Raw genomic sequence first — 18,271 nt, 5'->3', positions numbered from 1 at the left:
TATTTTCTAATATTTATAGTTATTGCCAATATAATTATCGATGGTTTTAATTTCATTGCGAAATTAACCGTAATTATAGATGAATTACCGCAATTTAATGAAGGGTGGTAACGAAGAATCAAATAGTTATGAGTCATTTGCTGTGAGAACAGGCGAGCACTACTGAAATATTCAGTCATAAACTATTGCGTGTTCGGCTATATCCATGGCGATTAATAGGCGTTTATTAATCCCAGAGGGGTGTCAGTTTATGTCAATAAGAATGTAAGAAGACGTTACGAGCGCGGGGAATATAAACAGAGTTTAAATGTAAACACTATGTGAAATATAGATAATCTGATGCAGGATCACATTTTATTTATGCAGATAAAACAGAAGGGGGAGATTTCCCCCTGAGTGGAATTATTTTCGGGTGGCGTACCAGCACAGCAGCGAGCCTGCGCAGACCATCAGCGCCCCTTGCCAGAAGGAAAATGAGAGCGGGGCGTTAAGCAGAACAGCCGCCAGTGCCGCGGACAGTACCGGGGTGAAATAAGAGACGGTGGCGAGCACAGAAACATTGCCATGCAGAATGCCGATATTCCACGCCGCATAGCCAAAGCCGAGGGCAATTCCGCACATGAGCAGTTTGATCACCACCGGCACGCTGAATATCATTTCCGGCTGATCGCTGAACAGATATTTCAGCCACAGCGCCAGCGCGGTGAGTAACACGAACAGCGTAATGCCGTTCTGTCCTTTAGCGTATTTGCTGGTGACAGTGCAGTATGCCGCCCAGATAAACGCGCCGGCAAACGCCAGCCCATAGCTCAGCGGGTTGGAGATCACATTGGCGGTTATTTCGTCGATATGCAGACCCTTCTCACCGCCTAATACCCAGCAGACACCGAACAAGGCCAGCGATAATCCGGGTACAATCCACAGAGTCGATTTCTGCCCATTGAACAAAATGGCAAACACAATCGTCAGGCTCGGCCAGAGATAATTCACCATCCCCACTTCGATAGCCTGATGACGGGTACTGGCGTACCCCAGCGAAAGGGCAAGACATATTTCATAGCTCACAAACAGCACGCTGCCGGCAATAAGATAGCGCGGTGAGAAGCGTCTGATAGTCGGGAATCCCACGGTGACTAAACAGAGTAAACCGCTGAGGGTGTAGATCATTGCCGCACCACCGACTGGCCCCAGTCCTTCGCTCACGCCGCGAATTAATCCCACCATGGTGCTCCACAGCACAATCGCGGCCAGCCCAATCAATGTTGCTCTTTTTCTGTCCATTGCTTTCCCAAACGCCAACGAAATTCAGGGGCAAATTTATAGCACTCTTTCCCGCGTTTTCGCGAATCAATCTACAAACCGCTAATCCCAAAGGGTTAAGCAAAGCCGCCAGAGCGGACTATTTAGGGGGCGAAGATCGAGGAGATTGATTTGACGCAAAAAAATCAGGGGCTTTGCTGCTAGTTTGCGGCGCGAAGTCTCCTACAGATAACGAGGACAGCAATGGACGTCAGCCGCAGAAAGTTTTTTAAAATCTGCGCGGGCGGTATGGCCGGAACAACAGCTGCTGCGTTGGGCTTTATGCCTAAACTCGCGCTGGCTCAGTCGCGTAACTATAAACTGCTGCGCGCCAAAGAGATCCGTAACACCTGCACATACTGCTCCGTGGGATGCGGGCTATTGATGTATAGCCTGGGCGATGGCGCGAAAAACGCCAAAGAAGCGATTTACCATATTGAAGGGGATCCGGATCATCCGGTGAGCCGTGGGGCACTTTGCCCGAAAGGCGCAGGCCTGCTGGATTATGTCCACAGCGACAACCGCCTACGTTACCCGGAATACCGCGCGCCTGGCTCTGATAAATGGCAGCGCATCTCCTGGGACGATGCCTTTACCCGCATCGCCAAATTAATGAAAGACGACCGTGACGCCAATTTCGTTGAAAAGAACGAGCAGGGCGTCACCGTGAACCGCTGGCTTTCCACCGGGATGCTCTGCGCATCTGCGGCAAGTAATGAAACCGGCATGCTGACGCAAAAATTTGTGCGCTCGCTTGGCATGCTGGCAGTCGATAACCAGGCGCGCGTCTGACACGGACCAACGGTAGCAAGTCTTGCTCCAACATTTGGTCGCGGTGCGATGACCAACCACTGGGTTGATATCAAAAACGCCAACGTCGTGGTGGTGATGGGCGGTAACGCCGCTGAAGCCCATCCAGTGGGATTCCGCTGGGCGATGGAAGCGAAAAATAACAATGATGCGACGCTGATCGTCGTCGATCCGCGCTTTACGCGTACGGCATCGGTGGCGGATATCTATGCTCCGATTCGTTCCGGTACGGACATCACGTTCCTGTCTGGCGTGCTGCTGTATCTGATTGAAAACAACAAGATCAACGCCGAATACGTTAAACACTACACCAACGCGAATCTGCTGGTGCGGGACGATTTTGCCTTTGATGACGGGCTTTTCAGCGGCTATGACGCAGAAAAACGTCAGTACGACAAATCCTCCTGGAACTATCAGTTCGATGAAAACGGTTTTGCGAAACGCGATGAAACCCTGACCGATCCGCGCTGCGTGTGGAACTTGCTGAAACAGCACGTTTCTCGCTACACGCCGGACGTGGTGGAAAATATCTGCGGAACGCCGAAAGCGGACTTCCTGAAAGTGTGCGAAGTGCTGGCCTCGACCAGTGCGGCCGATCGCACCACCACGTTCCTGTATGCGCTGGGCTGGACGCAGCACACCGTTGGTGCGCAGAACATCCGTACCATGGCGATGATCCAGCTGTTGCTCGGCAACATGGGGATGGCGGGTGGTGGCGTGAATGCCTTGCGCGGACACTCCAATATTCAGGGGTTAACGGATCTGGGGCTGCTCTCCACAAGCCTGAGCGGCTATCTGACGCTGCCGTCGGAAAAACAGACCGATCTGCAGACCTATCTCGCGGCGAACACGCCAAAAGCGACACTGCCGGAGCAGGTGAACTACTGGAGCAACTATCCGAAGTTCTTCGTCAGCCTGATGAAGTCTTTCTACGGCGATGCGGCGCAGAAAGAGAACGACTGGGGCTTTGAGTGGTTGCCGAAATGGGACCAGGCCTACGACGTCATCAAGTATTTCAACATGATGGATAAGGGCAACGTCACAGGCTACATCTGCCAGGGCTTTAACCCGGTGGCCTCTTTCCCGGATAAAAACAAGGTTGTGCGCAGCCTCAGTAAGCTGAAGTACATGGTGGTGATCGATCCGCTGGTAACGGAAACCTCCAACTTCTGGCAGAACCACGGCGAGATGAACGACGTTGATACCGCGTCGATTCAGACCGAAGTCTTCCGCCTGCCGTCGACCTGTTTCGCGGAAGAAGATGGCTCCATCGCCAACTCTGGCCGCTGGCTGCAGTGGCACTGGAAAGGCCAGGATGCACCGGGCGAAGCGCGTAATGACGGAGAAATTCTGGCCGGTATTTACCATCGTCTGCGCGAGATGTACGCCCAGTCAGGTGGTAAAGGGGCGATACCGCTGCTGAAAATGCGCTGGGATTACAAGCAGCCGGATCACCCGGAATCGGAAGAGGTGGCGAAAGAGAACAACGGCTATGCGCTGGAAGATCTGTATGACGCCAACGGCAATCTGCTGGCGAAAAAAGGTCAGCTGCTGAACAGCTTTGCGCTGCTGCGCGATGACGGTTCAACGGCCTCCTCCTGCTGGATCTACACAGGAAGCTGGACCGAGCAGGGCAACCAGATGGCCAACCGCGATAACGCCGATCCGTCAGGACTGGGCAATACGCTCGGCTGGGCCTGGGCGTGGCCGCTCAACCGTCGCGTGCTCTACAACCGTGCATCGGCGGATATCAACGGCAAACCGTGGGATCCGAAACGCAAACTGATCGCGTGGAACGGCACGAAGTGGGCGGGGAACGATATCCCGGACTTCAACACCGCGCCGCCGGGCAGTGCGACCGGGCCGTTTATCATGCAGCCAGAAGGGCTGGGGCGTCTGTTTGCGCTCGATAAGCTGGCAGAAGGGCCGTTCCCGGAGCACTACGAGCCGATGGAAACGCCGCTCGGCACCAACCCGCTGCATCCGAACGTGGTTTCCAGCCCGGTGGTTCGCCTGTATGAAGACGACGCGCTGCGCCTGGGTAAGAAAGATAAGTTCCCGTACGTCGGCACTACCTATCGTCTGACCGAGCATTTCCACACCTGGACCAAACACGCGCGGCTCAACGCCATCGCGCAGCCGGAACAGTTTGTCGAAATCAGTGAAACCCTGGCGCGCTCGAAAGGCATCACCAACGGCGATCGCGTGAAGGTGAGCAGCAAACGCGGCTTTATTCGCGCGGTGGCGGTGGTTACGCGTCGTCTGCAGACGTTGCACGTCAACGGCCAGCAGGTCGAGACCGTGGGCATTCCGCTGCACTGGGGCTTTGAAGGGGTGGCGCAAAAAGGCTATCTCGCCAATACCCTGACGCCAAACGTCGGCGATTCCAACTCGCAAACGCCGGAATATAAAGCGTTTCTGGTCAACATCGAGAAAGCGTAAGGAGCGATTCAATGGCTATGGAAACACAAGACATTATCAAACGCTCCGCGACCAACGGCATGACTCCCGCGCCCCGTGCGCGGGACTATAAAGCGGAAGTCGCCAAGCTGATTGATGTCTCTTCCTGCGTGGGCTGCAAAGCCTGCCAGGTGGCCTGTTCGGAGTGGAACGACATCCGCGATGACGTCGGGCACTGCGTGGGCGTTTACGATAATCCGGCGGATCTCAGCGCCAAATCCTGGACGGTAATGCGTTTTAGCGAAACCGATCAGAACGGCAAGCTGGAGTGGTTGATTCGCAAAGACGGCTGTATGCACTGCGAAGATCCGGGCTGCCTGAAGGCATGCCCGTCCGCCGGGGCGATTATTCAGTACGCCAACGGGATCGTCGATTTTCAGCAGGATAACTGCATCGGCTGCGGCTACTGTATCGCCGGCTGTCCGTTCAACGTGCCGCGTCTGAACAAAGAGGATAACCGGGTATACAAATGCACCCTCTGCGTGGATCGGGTCAGCGTCGGGCAGGAGCCTGCCTGCGTGAAAACCTGTCCAACCGGGGCAATTCATTTCGGTACCAAGAAAGAGATGCTCGAGGTGGCGCAGGAACGCGTCGATAAGCTTAAAGCGCGCGGATATGACCACGCGGGCATTTATAACCCGCAGGGCGTCGGCGGGACACATGTGATGTACGTTCTGCATCACAACGACCAGCCAGAGCTGTATCACAATCTGCCTAAAGATCCGGCGATTGATACCTCCATCAACCTGTGGAAAGGGGCGCTCAAACCGCTCGCGGCGGCCGGATTTATCGCCACCTTTGCCGGTTTGATTTATCACTACATCGGTATCGGGCCAAACAAAGAGGTGGATGACGACGAGGATGAACATCATGAGTAAGTCGAAGATGATTGTGCGCACCAAGTTTGTCGACCGCGCCTGTCACTGGACGGTGGTCATTTGCTTCTTTCTGGTGGCGGTGTCCGGGATCTCTTTCTTCTTCCCGACGCTGCAGTGGCTGACGGAAACCTTCGGGACGCCGCAGATGGGCCGAATTCTGCACCCGTTCTTTGGCGTGCTGATTTTCGTGGTGCTGATGTTTATGTTCGTGCGCTTTGTGCATCACAACATCCCAGATAAGCAGGATATTCCGTGGGTGAAAGGGATTGTCGAAGTGCTGAAAGGCAACGAGCACAAAGTCGCGAAAGTGGGCAAGTACAACGCCGGACAGAAAATGATGTTCTGGACCATCATGAGCATGATTTTTGTGCTGCTGGTGACCGGGGTGATTATCTGGCGTCCCTATTTTGCCCATTATTTTCCGATTCAGGTGATTCGCTACAGCCTGCTGATCCATGCGACCGTCGCCATCATTCTGATCCATGCCATCCTGATTCATATGTATATGGCTTTCTGGGTGAAAGGATCGATTAAAGGGATGATCGAAGGGAAGGTAAGCCGCCGCTGGGCGCAAAAACACCATCCGCGCTGGTATCGTGATGTCGAAAGACTGGAAGCGAAAAAAGAGAGCACGGAAGGGATGAAGTAACCTCATGCGCCGTCGGAATTTGCCGGCGGCGCTGGGTTTGTGCCGTCCTGGGGCAGGTGTTTTATTGGCTGCCCCTGGCGCTTTTCAGAACCGCTCCGCAATATAGCGGAACGGATAATCCGTCGGTTTTACTTTACCCACTTTACGCTTCGGCAGTTTTACCGGCTCGACGGGCAGGGTTTTGTAGGGGATTTGCGACAACAGATGCGAGATGACATTCAGTCGCACCCGTTTTTTATCCTCGGATCGAGCGACAAACCACGGCGCCCAGGCGGTATCGGTGGCAGCAAACATCGCATCGCGCGCTTCGGTGTATTTATCCCACAGTCTGAACGATTTGATGTCCATCGGTGACAGCTTCCAGGTTTTGCGCCCGTCATCAATACGATCCCGCAGGCGGCGCTCCTGCTCTTTGGGCGTCACTTCGAGCCAGTATTTGATCAGAATGATCCCTGCATCCACCATCGCCCGTTCCATGGTCGGCGTGCCATCCAGAAACTTTTGCACCTGTTCAGGCGTACAAAAGCCCATGACGCGTTCAACGCCCGCACGGTTGTACCAGCTGCGATCGAAAATCACGATTTCTCCCGCCGAGGGCAGATGCGGCACGTAGCGCTGGAAATAGAGCTGACTTTTCTCTTTCTCTGTCGGCGCGGGCAGCGCAACGACACGGAACACCCGGGGGCTGACGCGCTCGGTGATGGCTTTAATCGTTCCACCTTTGCCTGCACCGTCGCGGCCTTCAAACACCACGCAGACTTTTAGCCCTTTACTGACAACCCACTGCTGAAGCTTGACCAGCTCAACGTGCAGACGCCGCAACTCCTTTTCGTATGCCTTCTCTTTCAGCGGTTCGCGTTTCACATTTTCCGCCGGGCTTTTCGCTTTCTTGATGTTTCCCATGGCAATCCTCTTCAACAGAAGGGAGGGTAAGAACACTTTGAAGTGTAATCGTGCTCGCAAATCCTCGCGGGAATTATTTACACAACGCCATGGGATCGGGTTAGAATACGGCGTTACTGTATATAAACACAGGTGGTCGTGAAATGCTGACGCTGGACGGGGTAAGAATTGGCAAAAACCAGTTTACGGGCGAGAAAATTGAGAACGGGACATTTCGCCACTGCGACTTTTCTGGCGTCGATCTGACCGGCACGGAATTTATCGGCTGTCAGTTTTACGATCGCGAAAGCCAGCAGGGCGGGAATTTCTCCCGCGCCACGCTGAAAGACGCCATTTTCAAAAATTGCGATTTAACGATGGCAGACTTCAGGAACGCCAGCGCGCTGGGGATTGAAATCCGTGAGTGCCGCGCGCAGGGCGCAGACTTTCGCGGCACCAGCTTTATGAACATGATCACCTCCCGCAGCTGGTTTTGCAGCGCGTACATCACCAAAAGCAACCTCAGCTACGCCAACTTTTCCAAAGTGGTGCTCGAAAAATGCGAGCTGTGGGAAAACCGCTGGAACGGCGCGCAGATCCTCGGCGCAACGTTTAGCGGCTCCGATCTGTCGGGTGGGGAGTTTTCGTCATTCGACTGGCGGGCGGTTAACGTCACCCACTGCGATCTGACCAATTCTGAACTCGGCGATCTGGACGTGCGCGGCGTCGATTTGCAGGGGGTGAAGCTCGACAGCTATCAGGTTGCGCAAATTATGGAACGCCTGGGCGTCGCGATTATCGGTTAAGGATATTCACAAGCCAGACCGAATGAATGGATTAACGTGTCAGAGCGCCAATTCGAACTGGCTCACCATACCAGTTTGTTCAATAATGGCTGTTGCAAATTTTTAACAAATGGCTGTGGTATGAAAAAAACCGTTTTTTCACTGGCGCTGGGTACTTTTGGACTGGGCATGGCCGAGTTTGGCATCATGGGCGTGCTGACCGAGCTGGCGCACGATACCGGCATTTCGATCCCCTCTGCCGGGAGCATGATTTCGTACTACGCCTTTGGCGTGGTCATTGGTGCGCCGATCATCGCGCTGTTTTCAAATAAGTTCTCGTTAAAAACGGTTCTGCTTTTTCTGGTCGCCCTGTGCGTGGTCGGAAACGCCATTTTTACCTTCTCAACGTCCTATTTCTGGCTGGCTATCGGGCGGCTGGTGTCCGGCTTTCCTCACGGGGCCTTCTTCGGCGTCGGGGCGATTATCCTTTCAAAGATAGCGCCGCCGGGAAAAGTCACTCTCGCCGTATCGGGGATGATTGCCGGAATGACGGTCGCCAACCTGGTGGGCGTTCCGCTCGGCACCTGGCTGGGGCATGAATATAACTGGCGCTACACCTTCTTTCTGATTGCGGCGTTTGACGCGCTGGTGATCCTCTCGGTCATTTTCTGGGTGCCGACCCTGTACGATAAAACCGAAACCCGGCTCACGGAGCAGTTTCACTTTTTGAAGAAACCGGAACCCTGGCTGATTTTTGCCGCGACGATGTTCGGTAATGCCGGAGTCTTCGCATGGTTCAGCTTTGTGAAGCCGTTTATGGTCAACGTCTCCGGATTCTCCGCCGGGTTTATGACCGTTATCATGATGCTGATGGGGCTGGGCATGGTGCTCGGTAATCTGCTCAGCGGCAAACTTTCCGGTCGTTACAGCCCGCTGCGCATTGCGGCGACCACCGATCTGGTGATCGTGGTGTCGCTGTTGATGCTGTTTGCCTTCGGTGAAAATCAGGCTGCGTCTCTGGTGATGGGCTTTATCTGCTGCGCGGGGCTGTTCGCGCTGTCGGCACCGCTGCAAATTATGCTGCTGCAAAATGCGCAGGGCGGTGAGCTGTTGGGCGCGGCGGGCGGGCAGGTGGCCTTTAATCTTGGCAGTGCGATTGGGGCGTATTTCGGCGGGATGATGATCGTTCTTGGCTACAGCTGGAGCTATGTGACGTTACCGGCGGCGCTCCTCTCATTCGCCGCCATGTCATCGCTGCTGCTGTATGGCCGTCAGAAAGCCAAACGGGCGGAGGCTAACGCCAGCGCGTTAGCCTGATTTACGTTACGGAAGGTAAGGTTCGCCTAGGGTCAGCATTAAGCGGTTGGCCCAGGCGAAGAACGCCGCAGATTGCACCAGATCCAGCTGTTCAAGCGAGTCCAGAGACTGCTTCTCCAGTGCCGCAAGATGCGCGGGTGTCACAGCGGGTGGCGTCACGGACAGCGCCGCCGCAAAATCAATTTCCGCCTGCCAGCGCGCCGATTGCCCCTCGCTCAGGGACTGCCCCGGCCGCACGGCCAGTAGCGCGTCTACAGCATTATCGTCCTTCGACAGTTGGCTCGCCTTACGCGCATGGACAGATGCGCAGTAAATGCAGCCGTTGATCTTGCTGGTCACCGTCGCCGCCAGTTCACGCTCCGCGCGCGGCAGGCCGCCAGGCGTGTAAAAAATCCCTTTATCGGTCAGCGTGCGCTGTTCCAGAACCGGCAAATTGCGCCCCAGCAGGCGGAAATAGTCTGAGTCCGTATGGCCAAATTTCGCAAGAATAGCCTGCTCGTCGGCGTTGAACTCTGCCAGCGGTTTTGACGCCAGCCACGGCTCCCAGCCAAGCTCCTGCTGCGTGAACTGTACCGGCGCCGGTTTGCCGCTTTTTGTCTCAGGCGTGCTGTGCCAGATCCCCGCCACCACCGGCGTGTCGCTTGCCGCCACGGTTTTGTCATTCAGCAGGCGCAACCCGGCGACGAGACGGCTCTGAAAACTCACGAACGCGATTAGCTGAGCCAGCGTCACAATGGCTTCTTTGCTCCATCCAGCCTGCGTCAGCGCGCTTAATGCGCCGGGCGTGGCTTCGACCGGGGAAAACGTCAGCAGACGCGCAAAGGTCAGCGCGGGCGTCAGGCGTGCGGAAGTCGGATCAGCCAGCCCGAAACCGGCGTAGTGGGCGGCCAGCGCATCGACGCGGTGCCATTTTGCCACTTTAGCAGCCACCGCCGCGCGTTCATCAAGCGGGAACGCCGCATCCTGCTGGCTAAAAAGTGTTTCATAGCTGCCCTGGGCATGACGGGTGGCGGCATCGCGCGTGGCGCGAGCCGTTGCCAGCGGCGAACCGGGGGCGATCTCCGCTAATTCGGCAACAATATCCTGACTTAAAGACATAGGGACTCCTTAAAGAATATGAGGGGCGATATGTTCAGCAATAAGCTCAATCGAACGTAAGGTGTCCCGATGGGACGGCTCAACGGAATGGACCTGGAATGAAATATCCGTCGCCCGTTTGAGGACGGAATCCTGAGCGAGTGATTCCAGCACGGTGCGCGGCGCGCCGATATGGGCGTCGAACTGGCGAATATAATCTGTGACACTGTCACCGGTTACGGTATGACCCGCCGCCCTGTGCGCCTCTGCCTGCCGGGTTAACCCGGGCGTTGCGACGTTCAGAGCATACGCATCGCTGTCGGCCACAAACGCCGTGCGCGAGGCCAGAATTCGCGGCGCCACTCCCGAGGGCAGCGCGGCGAGATAGGCATCCACAATCGGGTTCTGGATCTGGTCGAGAGTGAGCCCTGGCTGGTCAGCCGGGCGAGGCTGAGTGCGGGAGAGCATCAGCCCGTGCCCGGCCCGGGCGGCGCGCACGGCGCCTTCAACGGAAAAGGTCGCAATCCACACCCGCTCTGCCAGCTGCGGCGCAGGTGGATAGAGATGGTTATCCGGATGCGTCAGGGAATCACCGCGCCAGGCACTCTGAATCAGGTGCAGATGGTCGGCAAACGTCGCGCCGCGCTCGTCGAACGTCAGGCCGAAAGGCAGAAATGAGGTCGGCGTGCCGCCGGAGCCAAAACCGACTTCAAGGCGACCGTCCGCCAGCAGATCGAGGACCGCCGCGTCTTCCGCCACGCGCAGCGGGTTTTCCATCGGCAGGGTAATAATCGCTGTACCCAGACGGATGCTTTGGGTCTGGGCCGCAACGTGAGCGAGGAACACCAGCGGCGACGGCAGGCCGCCTTCGCGCTCGTGGAAATGGTGCTGAGCAATCCAGGCCGTATGAAAACCGTGGCGCTCGGCATGGCGGATCTGTTCTGTTGCCAGACGATAACGCTCTTTCGCAGGCGCGTCGTCGAGCAGGCGGGTAAAGAATCCCAGGCGTTTACGCGTCATGCGTACTCCTTCGTAACGGGTGAAAAATGGGGGATGGCGTCGATCAGCTCGCGGGTATAGCTGCTCTGTGGCGAGGAGAAGAGCGCCTCCACCGTGCCATGTTCAACAACCTGACCGCTGCGCAGCACTGTGACGCTGTGCGCAATACGGCGAACGGTCGCCAGATCGTGGGTGATAAACAGATAGGTCAGCCCCAGCTGCTGCTGGAGTTGTTGCAGCAGGGCGAGGATTTGCGCCTGCACCGTGACATCCAGCGCCGAGGTCGCCTCGTCCAGTACCAGAATGGTTGGCTCCAGAATCAGCGCACGTGCGATGGCCACGCGTTGACGCTGACCGCCAGAAAGCTCGCGGGCGGTACGACTCAGCAGCTCAAGCGGCAGGGCCACGCGGGTGGTCACCGCCTCGACGCGGGATTTGCGCTCCGCTCGGGCGAGCTTATTGAAGTTTTTCAGCGGCTCTTCGATGATCTCAAACAGCGTTTGCCGTGGGTCGAGGGAGGCAAACGGATTCTGGTAGACGAACTGAATTTTCTGCCGCAGCTGGCGGCGTGCCTCCACGCTGAGCTGGGTCGCATCAATATCATCGAGGGTAACGCGCCCGCTGTCCGCCTGCTCAAACCCCAGTAATATGCGGGCCAGAGTGGTTTTCCCCGATCCCGACTCCCCGACCAGCGCGTGCGTGCTGCCGCGCTGCACATCAAAACTGACGTTATCCAGCGCCTGTAAAGTGTGGCCTTTACTGAGAGTGAACTGCTTGCTGATGGCCTGAGCGCGAATGGCAGGAGAGGCCAGCCGAAGGCCTGAGACGGGCGCAATGGTCAAGCGCGAACCCTGCAAATCGCTCAGCAACTGGCGGGTATAGGCGTGCTGCGGGGCGCGCACCACGTCGGCAGTTGCCCCCTGTTCCTGAACTTCACCGTGCCGAAAGACCAGTAAGCGATCGGCACGCTGAGCGGCCAGGGCCAGATCGTGGGTGACGAACAGCACCGCCGTTCCCGATTCGCGGCGCAGGATATCCAGCAGATCGAGAATGCGTTTTTGTACCGTCACATCCAGCGCACTGGTTGGTTCATCGGCGATGATCACATCCGGGCGCAACGCGATGGCGATGGCGATCAGCACCCGCTGTTTCATCCCGCCGGAAAGCTGATGCGGATATTGCTTCATCCGCTGTGCCGGGTGGCTTAGCCCGACTTTAGTCAGCAGCGCCAGCACCTGATTTTCTAGCTCGGTCTTTGTGATTTTCTGGTGAATATTCAGCACTTCGCCCACCTGGGCGCCGATGGTTTTGACCGGATTCAGGGAGTTGCCAGGGTCCTGCGGCACCAGGCTGATACGCGCTCCGCGCAGGCTGTTGAGTCGTTTTGCTGACCACTGGCTGATCTCTTCGCCGTTCAGCACAATTTTGCCGCTGTCGCGACGGGCGTTGTCCGCCAGCAAGCCGATAATTGCCTGCGCGGTGGTGGTTTTCCCGGAGCCAGACTCGCCTACAAAGGCCAGCATTTCCCCGCGTTTCAGGGTGAAACTGACGTTGTGGACCACTTCACGCCACTGGCGACCGATGCGGTAGCTTAAAGCCAGATTTTCCACGGACAGAACGGTCATGAGCGGCCTCCGCTTAACTGTTGGCTGATACGGTTGGTGGCAAGCACCACGGCGATCACCACGATGCCGGGGAAGGTGGTCAGCCACCAGGCGGTGGAGAGATAGTTACGCCCTTCGGCAATCAGCAGTCCCCATTCCGGGACGGGCGGCGGGGTGCCGTAACCGAGGAAACTTAACGTCGAGAGGGCGAGGATTGCCTGACCAAACTGCAGGGTCGCGAAGGCCAGCACCGCCGTTAGGGAGTTCGGTAAAATGTGACGCCACAGCACTGCCCAGAAGGTGCCGCCGCTGCCGTAGGCCGCTTCGACATAATCTGCGTGACGAATACGCACCACTTCGCCGCGCGCCAGGCGGGCAAAACTGGCAATCGACGCCACACCGACGGCAATAGCCGCGTTAACCGTGCCGAAACCGAGCAAAATAATCACCGTCAGGGAGAGCAGCAGCGAGGGAATCGACAGCAGCACATCGACAAAACGCATCAGCACCGACTCCACGCGCCCGGCGAAGGCCCCGGCGATAACCCCAATTGCCGTGCCAGCCACTAATCCCATCGCCACGGCCGCCAGGGCGGCGCTGAGTGAGTGGGATGCGCCATAGACAATGCGCGCGTAGACGTCACGACCAAGTTGATCGGTTCCCAGCCAGTGTCCCGCCTGGGGAGCTAAGCGCTGTGCGCCCGCGATCCCTTCAATCGGGCTGTAGTGGGTAAGCAAACCCGGCGCCAGTGCGGCCAGAGCGGCAACGATAATCACGCCCCACGCCAGCCATAACCCGGGCTGAATGTCGACGGTGCTAAGGGCCGGGACGCGTTTTCGCGCCGCGGCGGCATAGTCCACCAGACTCATGATGCACCTCCGGTGACGGTTTGCAGACGAGGATCAAACAGTGGCATCAGCAGATCCACCAGCAGGTTAATCAGCACAAACCCCAGGGCCGAGATCATCACCACCGCCTGTAATACGGCGATATCCTGGTTGTTGACGGCCTGCTGCGTCAGCTGGCCCAGACCGCTGCGGCCGAATACGGTTTCGGTAATCAGCGCCCCGGCAATCAGTTCGCCGAGCAAAATCCCGGCGATATTCAGCACCGGCAGCAGCGCATTGCCCGTGACGTGACGCCACAGCACGCCGGTTTCGCTCAGCCCTTTGGCGCGCGCGACGGCGACGAACGGCTGAGCGGACACCTGATCGAGACTGCGCATCAGAATTTGCGCCAGCGGGGCGGAGATCGGAATGGCGACAGTAACGATCGGCAGGATCAACCCCTGCAATAGCGACGGGTTAATCACCGGAATCAGCCGTAGCTGGAAGGAGAACAGCTGGATGAGCGCGATGCCGAGCCAGAAGGTCGGCAGCGAGATAAACAGTACCGGCACGGACTGAATGGCGTTACTCACCCAGCGCAGCCCCGGCAGACGTGCGGCAAACGCCAGCACGAAGGACAGTATTACGGCAAGCAGGAACGCAGGCAGGGCGAGACTCAGGGTGTCCGGCAGATTGCTCGCGATCAGTTCGCTCACCGGCACGCCCGCCTGCAATGAAAAACCAAAATCGCCGCGCAGCATGGCAAACAGTGTGTGGAAATACTGCAGCCAGAGCGGGCTGTCTGCACCGTAGGCGACACGCATCTCTTCAATTTGCGCCGGGCTTAAGCCCAGATCCGGGTTCTGAAATTTAATCAGCACCGCATCCCCCGGCAGCACCTGAAGCAGCACGAAGGAGAGGGTAAAGGCGGCCCACAGGACCAGCAGCCCCATTCCGGCCCGTCGCAGCAGATAATGGCTCATCATCGCCCCCTTAGTGTTTCTCGATCCACGCGCCGTAGAACGACGGACGTCCTACCGCTTCGAAGTTCACCCCTTTCAGCCATGGCGCACCGGCGAAGACCTGCGGCTCTTCAAAAATAGGGATTACATAGGCGTTATCCAGCAGATAGCGCTGGGCGTCGCCCGTCAGCTGCAGGCGTTTTTGCGGATCGACTTCGGCGGAGATGTTCACCAGCAGTTCGTTGAGTTTGTCGTCGCGGAAGCTTTTCACCTTGTCGCTGGAGCCACCTTTTTGTAGCAGCGCGTCGCGGTTGGCCGGATAGAACATGCTTTTCACTACATCCGGATCGGCGCGGCCGACTTCCGACACCGTCAGCGGCGTTTTCAGCGGATCGAGGTTATCCAGCGTGCGACTGCCCGCATCACCCGCCTTGACGCTCAGCGCCACGCCGACCTGACGCCACTGTTGGGCCACCAGTTGCAGCACCTCTTTGTTTTGCGGCTGCGGCAGGGATTCATAGACCGTCAGCGCCAGTTGCTGTCCGTCTTTGGCACGGATACCGTCGCCGCCGGTTTTCCAGCCCGCATCATCGAGCAACGCGTTGGCTTTCGCCGCGTCAAAGGTCAGCTTGTCGCTGAGATCGACAAAGCCGGCGGCAGAATCGGCAATCACCGATTTCGCCTGCGGGTAATTTGGTGAGAAGAGGGTTTCAACGACCTGTTTCGCATTGGTGGCATGGAGCAGCGCCTGACGTACGCGAAGGTCAGACACTAGCGGGTTATCCGGGCGGAAGCTGATACTGTCGTTCACGCCGCGCGTTGGGGCAGCGTAGATTTTATAGCCCTGTTCGGTGGCCTGTTTTTCGTCGTAGGCTTGCACCTGACGGATAAAGTCAGCCTGGCCCGCCAGCAGCGCGCCGACGCGTACGCTGTCTTCCGGTGTGACGATAAATTTAATGCCATCCAGATTTGCCGGGCCTTGCTGGGCGAGATTTTTCGGGCCCCACTGGTACGCTTTTCGCGCCTCAAGGGTCACTTCCCGGCCCAGTTTTTCATCTTTCACCACGAACGGGCCGGAGCCGATGATGTGGCGCGCGTCGCCCAGCTCCTCAAAGTTGCGCTTCAGGGTGCTGAGTGACACCAGCCCAGAACCAATAGTGGCGGTGCCCTGTAAGAATCCTGGCGACGGTTTTTTGAAGTAGAACTTCACCGTCTGCGGATCGATCACTTCGCTGCGATCGTAGTTGTTGATCACCTCGGAAACCGGCAGGCGCTGGGCTTTGTTGCCCAATCCGTAAGTGTCGAAGTTTTTGGCCACCGCGTTGGCGTCGAGCGGCGTGCCGTCGGAGAACGTCACCCCAGGGCGGATTTTAAAGGTGTATTCGGTTTTGTCGGCGTTGGTGGACCAGCTTTCGGCGATCCACGGCTCCACCTCCAGCGTTTTCGGGTTCTGCCAGGTGAGCTTGTCGGTGATCTGATTCAGAATGCCGCCGTTCGGGTAGAAGCCGCCCGCGGGGGGATAAAGATTGGTGTGCGCCTGTTGTTCCAGATAGACAAGCGTGCCGCCTTTAACCGGAGTGTCGGCGGCGTGAGCAGCCGTCGCCGCGAGGATCAGCGCCGTCAGCAGCGGCAGGCGAAAAGGGGTTTGCATGGTGAATTCCTTTGTTATCTTCGTTTTAGCGTCGGATTCATCATCGGGCGCGGCTGAAAACAAAGGAACAAAGGAATTGAGATAAGGATTGCCGGAAATCGGAAATATATAAGCCGCCCCCGGTCAGGAGCGGATGAACTCTTTACACAAATTTCGCCAGCGGATCCGCTGCTGCAAAGGCAACTGCGCGATTGGCCGCTGGTGGATAGATCAGTTCGTTGGTGATGGCAATTTTGAGTTTTTTCGCCTCTTCACGGACCAGTTTCACCTCTTGCTCCCAGCCCTCGGTGTACACCGCGCCCCAGGCACCGAGATCGAGGCAGGTGACGTAATTGACCTGGCGGTACGGGTAGGGCTCGACGTTCAGCAGGCTGGCAGCGGCGTTGTGTCCGGCAAATTTTCCGAGCTGGATCGCATGCTGACAGGTCATCAGCGCCGTATTCCCCACATCATCCGTTTTCGCATGGGCGGTATCGCCGGTGGCGAAGACGTCCGGGTGCGCAGGGATTTGCAGCAGTTCGTTCACCCGCAGACGCGCCTGAGCGTCACGCTCGCCGTCAATCTGAGTCGTCAACGGATGAGCCTCCACGCCAGCCGTCCAGACCACGGTGGACGCGTCAATGCGTTCGCCACTCTTGAGAATGACGCCTTGCGCATCGACCGCTTCGATTTCGCTGTTCAGACGCCACTCCACGCCCAGTTCTTTGCTGGCATTCGCAATCACATCGCGCAACGCTTCACTGTAACGACCACCGATAACCGCGCCGCGCTCAACTACGATGACTTTAGTCTGCGTATCTACACCAAAACGGGCACGCAAACGCGCCGGTAATTCGGTTGCCAGCTCAATGCCGGTAAACCCGCCACCACAGACCACCACGGTGTTACGCGCCGGGGTAGAGGGCTGATGAACCAGGGCATCGAGGTGTTTTTCGAACACCTGAGCAGATTCAAGCTGATCGATATCAAAAGCAAATTCAGTCAGACCGGCCACCGCCGGGCGTTTGGCCTGGCTGCCGGTGGCCAGTACCAGGCGGTCATACGTTATGAGGGAAGTGTTGCCCTGGCTGTCACGATACCACACGGCTTTCTCTTTGGTATCAATGCGTTCTGCGCTTCCCTGAATGTACTCAATGCCAAGTTCGGCGAACAGTTCCGTCAGAGGAGCCACCAGTCCGGCGACGTTCTCTTCATAGAAACGCGGGCGAACGCGCAGCTCAGGTTGCGGAGCCAGCACGCTAATGCGCAGATCGGTGCTCCCGTTCAGCGCCGCCAGGCGCGCTGCGCTCACCGCTGCCCACATACCGGAAAAACCACTGCCCACAATTAAAATATGCTTTTTCATTTTCGATCCTTTTGCTCATCAGGCTTTGTGTCTGACCTGACTGCAACTATACTGGTCGGAGTTAACTCCGACAACTTTTTTCTGAGTTAACTGGCGAACATATGTAAGATGAGCTGAAAATCAGAGAGTTAACTGGCGAGGGAGTCATGGGCTGTTTTTCTGCTTACGAACGCGGCTATAATAACCACGAATAATGAGAGCGGAGTTAATCATGGCCTTTTACAGTTCCGGTGTGGAGTACGCCATTCATAGTCTGATGTGCATGGTGGATGCCAAAGGCAACGAGCGAGAATTGAGCGTCCGGGAGATGGCGGAACTGCAGGGTGTACCTTACGACTATCTGGGCAAAATCTTCACCCGTCTTTCGCGGGCGGGGCTGGTCAACAGCACGGAAGGCAAGGGCGGCGGGTTTAAACTCGCGCGTCCGGCAGAACTCATTTCAGTGCTGGATGTAGTGCATGCCATTGATGGCGAGAAGAATATGTTTGAGTGTCGGGAAGTGCGCCAGCGGTTGGCGGTGTTTGATGAAGCTCCGCCTGCGTGGGTTTGCGACGGGCCATGCGGCGTGCGTTCGGTGATGGACAGCGCCCAGCAGCGGATGGAAGAAGAACTGGCGCGCCACACCATTCTCGATCTGGCGCGCAAAATGTACCGTAAAGCACCCGATACATTCCTGATTGAGGTACAGGACTGGATCACGGACCGCCGCAGCCCGTCCTGAATCCA

The 18,271-nt window shown here is 57.2% G+C and carries 15 protein-coding genes; 6 read left to right on the top strand and 9 right to left on the bottom strand.

From position 1 onward, the window contains the following. Positions 1-402 precede the first annotated feature (402 nt). Complete coding sequence (gene yddG, locus ABIE11_RS03020; RefSeq protein WP_429183954.1) at positions 403-1,281, bottom strand: aromatic amino acid DMT transporter YddG; 879 nt, start codon at positions 1,279-1,281, stop codon at positions 403-405. 222 nt (positions 1,282-1,503) lie between these two features. Between yddG and fdnG the strand changes: the two genes are divergently transcribed. Genes fdnG through fdnI form a run of 3 tightly spaced genes read left to right on the top strand, consistent with a single transcriptional unit; the run spans position 1,504 to position 6,096 of the window. Then, entirely contained in the window at positions 1,504-4,551 is a 3,048-nt protein-coding gene (gene fdnG, locus ABIE11_RS03015; RefSeq protein ID WP_409255099.1) for a formate dehydrogenase-N subunit alpha, read from the top strand. Between the two features lie 11 nt (positions 4,552-4,562). Further along, entirely contained in the window at positions 4,563-5,447 is an 885-nt protein-coding gene (fdxH, locus tag ABIE11_RS03010) for a formate dehydrogenase subunit beta (RefSeq protein ID WP_100780101.1), read from the top strand. Further along, positions 5,440-6,096, top strand: coding sequence for a formate dehydrogenase-N subunit gamma (fdnI, locus tag ABIE11_RS03005; protein WP_100780102.1), 657 nt, complete (start codon positions 5,440-5,442; stop codon positions 6,094-6,096). The genes fdxH and fdnI overlap by 8 nt, the downstream gene beginning before the upstream one ends. 84 nt (positions 6,097-6,180) lie before the next feature. On the opposite strand, the gene ppk2 is transcribed toward fdnI, so the two are convergent. Continuing rightward, positions 6,181-6,999: a polyphosphate kinase 2 gene (gene ppk2, locus ABIE11_RS03000; RefSeq protein ID WP_107703536.1), complete on the bottom strand. Its 819-nt coding sequence runs from the start codon at positions 6,997-6,999 to the stop codon at positions 6,181-6,183. A gap of 143 nt (positions 7,000-7,142) precedes the next feature. On the opposite strand from ppk2, the gene ABIE11_RS02995 reads away from it, so the two are divergent. Beyond that, complete coding sequence (locus tag ABIE11_RS02995; RefSeq protein WP_100780104.1) at positions 7,143-7,784, top strand: Qnr family pentapeptide repeat protein; 642 nt, start codon at positions 7,143-7,145, stop codon at positions 7,782-7,784. A 120-nt stretch (positions 7,785-7,904) separates the two neighbouring features. Beyond that, positions 7,905-9,080 carry an MFS transporter AraJ gene (araJ, locus tag ABIE11_RS02990; RefSeq protein ID WP_100780105.1) on the top strand — a complete coding sequence of 392 codons (1,176 nt, stop codon included), beginning with the start codon at positions 7,905-7,907 and terminating at the stop codon, positions 9,078-9,080. A gap of 6 nt (positions 9,081-9,086) precedes the next feature. Here the strand turns inward: araJ and ABIE11_RS02985 are convergent, their stop codons facing one another. The 7 genes from ABIE11_RS02985 to ABIE11_RS02955 all read right to left on the bottom strand — a co-directional run bounded on the left by ABIE11_RS02985 (position 9,087) and on the right by ABIE11_RS02955 (position 17,545). Then, on the bottom strand, positions 9,087-10,178 hold the full coding sequence (locus ABIE11_RS02985) for an alkylhydroperoxidase domain protein (protein WP_429183953.1): 1,092 nt from the start codon (positions 10,176-10,178) through the stop codon (positions 9,087-9,089). 9 nt (positions 10,179-10,187) lie between these two features. After that, positions 10,188-11,177 (bottom strand): putative FMN-dependent luciferase-like monooxygenase, encoded by a 990-nt coding sequence (locus ABIE11_RS02980; RefSeq protein ID WP_429183952.1) that lies wholly within the window; start codon positions 11,175-11,177, stop codon positions 10,188-10,190. Further along, complete coding sequence (locus ABIE11_RS02975; RefSeq protein WP_429183951.1) at positions 11,174-12,781, bottom strand: dipeptide ABC transporter ATP-binding protein; 1,608 nt, start codon at positions 12,779-12,781, stop codon at positions 11,174-11,176. Before ABIE11_RS02975 ends, ABIE11_RS02980 begins: the two co-directional genes overlap by 4 nt. Further along, entirely contained in the window at positions 12,778-13,629 is an 852-nt protein-coding gene (locus ABIE11_RS02970; RefSeq protein ID WP_429183950.1) for an ABC transporter permease, read from the bottom strand. The genes ABIE11_RS02975 and ABIE11_RS02970 overlap by 4 nt, the downstream gene beginning before the upstream one ends. Continuing rightward, positions 13,626-14,570, bottom strand: a complete 945-nt coding sequence (locus ABIE11_RS02965; RefSeq protein ID WP_429183949.1) for an ABC transporter permease — start codon at positions 14,568-14,570, stop codon at positions 13,626-13,628. Before ABIE11_RS02965 ends, ABIE11_RS02970 begins: the two co-directional genes overlap by 4 nt. Before the next feature lie 10 nt (positions 14,571-14,580). After that, entirely contained in the window at positions 14,581-16,200 is a 1,620-nt protein-coding gene (locus ABIE11_RS02960) for a TIGR04028 family ABC transporter substrate-binding protein (protein ID WP_429183948.1), read from the bottom strand. 142 nt (positions 16,201-16,342) lie between these two features. After that, a complete protein-coding gene (locus ABIE11_RS02955) occupies positions 16,343-17,545 on the bottom strand; it encodes an NAD(P)/FAD-dependent oxidoreductase (protein ID WP_429183947.1) in 1,203 nt (400 codons plus the stop codon). A 211-nt stretch (positions 17,546-17,756) separates the two neighbouring features. Between ABIE11_RS02955 and ABIE11_RS02950 the strand changes: the two genes are divergently transcribed. Continuing rightward, positions 17,757-18,266: an RrF2 family transcriptional regulator gene (locus ABIE11_RS02950; protein WP_100780116.1), complete on the top strand. Its 510-nt coding sequence runs from the start codon at positions 17,757-17,759 to the stop codon at positions 18,264-18,266. The last annotated feature ends 5 nt before the right edge of the window (positions 18,267-18,271 follow it).

Source organism: Lelliottia sp. 489, from assembly GCF_050435885.1.
In the GTDB taxonomy this organism is placed as follows: Bacteria; Pseudomonadota; Gammaproteobacteria; order Enterobacterales; family Enterobacteriaceae; genus Enterobacter; species Enterobacter nimipressuralis.
This window is presented reverse-complemented; position numbering and strand designations above follow the sequence as displayed.

Excerpts from the sequence above, each read along its gene's own strand:
- araJ (WP_100780105.1), top strand. The coding sequence starts at position 7,905 with ATGAAAAAAACCGTTTTTTCACTGGCGCTGGGTACTTTTGGACTGGGC.
- ABIE11_RS02955 (WP_429183947.1), bottom strand. The coding sequence starts at position 17,545 with ATGAAAAAGCATATTTTAATTGTGGGCAGTGGTTTTTCCGGTATGTGG.
- ABIE11_RS02975 (WP_429183951.1), bottom strand. The coding sequence starts at position 12,781 with ATGACCGTTCTGTCCGTGGAAAATCTGGCTTTAAGCTACCGCATCGGT.
- ABIE11_RS02970 (WP_429183950.1), bottom strand. The coding sequence starts at position 13,629 with ATGAGTCTGGTGGACTATGCCGCCGCGGCGCGAAAACGCGTCCCGGCC.
- ABIE11_RS02985 (WP_429183953.1), bottom strand. The coding sequence starts at position 10,178 with ATGTCTTTAAGTCAGGATATTGTTGCCGAATTAGCGGAGATCGCCCCC.
- ABIE11_RS02950 (WP_100780116.1), top strand. The coding sequence starts at position 17,757 with ATGGCCTTTTACAGTTCCGGTGTGGAGTACGCCATTCATAGTCTGATG.
- ABIE11_RS02995 (WP_100780104.1), top strand. The coding sequence starts at position 7,143 with ATGCTGACGCTGGACGGGGTAAGAATTGGCAAAAACCAGTTTACGGGC.
- fdxH (WP_100780101.1), top strand. The coding sequence starts at position 4,563 with ATGGCTATGGAAACACAAGACATTATCAAACGCTCCGCGACCAACGGC.
- ppk2 (WP_107703536.1), bottom strand. The coding sequence starts at position 6,999 with ATGGGAAACATCAAGAAAGCGAAAAGCCCGGCGGAAAATGTGAAACGC.
- ABIE11_RS02960 (WP_429183948.1), bottom strand. The coding sequence starts at position 16,200 with ATGCAAACCCCTTTTCGCCTGCCGCTGCTGACGGCGCTGATCCTCGCG.
- ABIE11_RS02965 (WP_429183949.1), bottom strand. The coding sequence starts at position 14,570 with ATGAGCCATTATCTGCTGCGACGGGCCGGAATGGGGCTGCTGGTCCTG.
- fdnI (WP_100780102.1), top strand. The coding sequence starts at position 5,440 with ATGAGTAAGTCGAAGATGATTGTGCGCACCAAGTTTGTCGACCGCGCC.
- yddG (WP_429183954.1), bottom strand. The coding sequence starts at position 1,281 with ATGGACAGAAAAAGAGCAACATTGATTGGGCTGGCCGCGATTGTGCTG.
- ABIE11_RS02980 (WP_429183952.1), bottom strand. The coding sequence starts at position 11,177 with ATGACGCGTAAACGCCTGGGATTCTTTACCCGCCTGCTCGACGACGCG.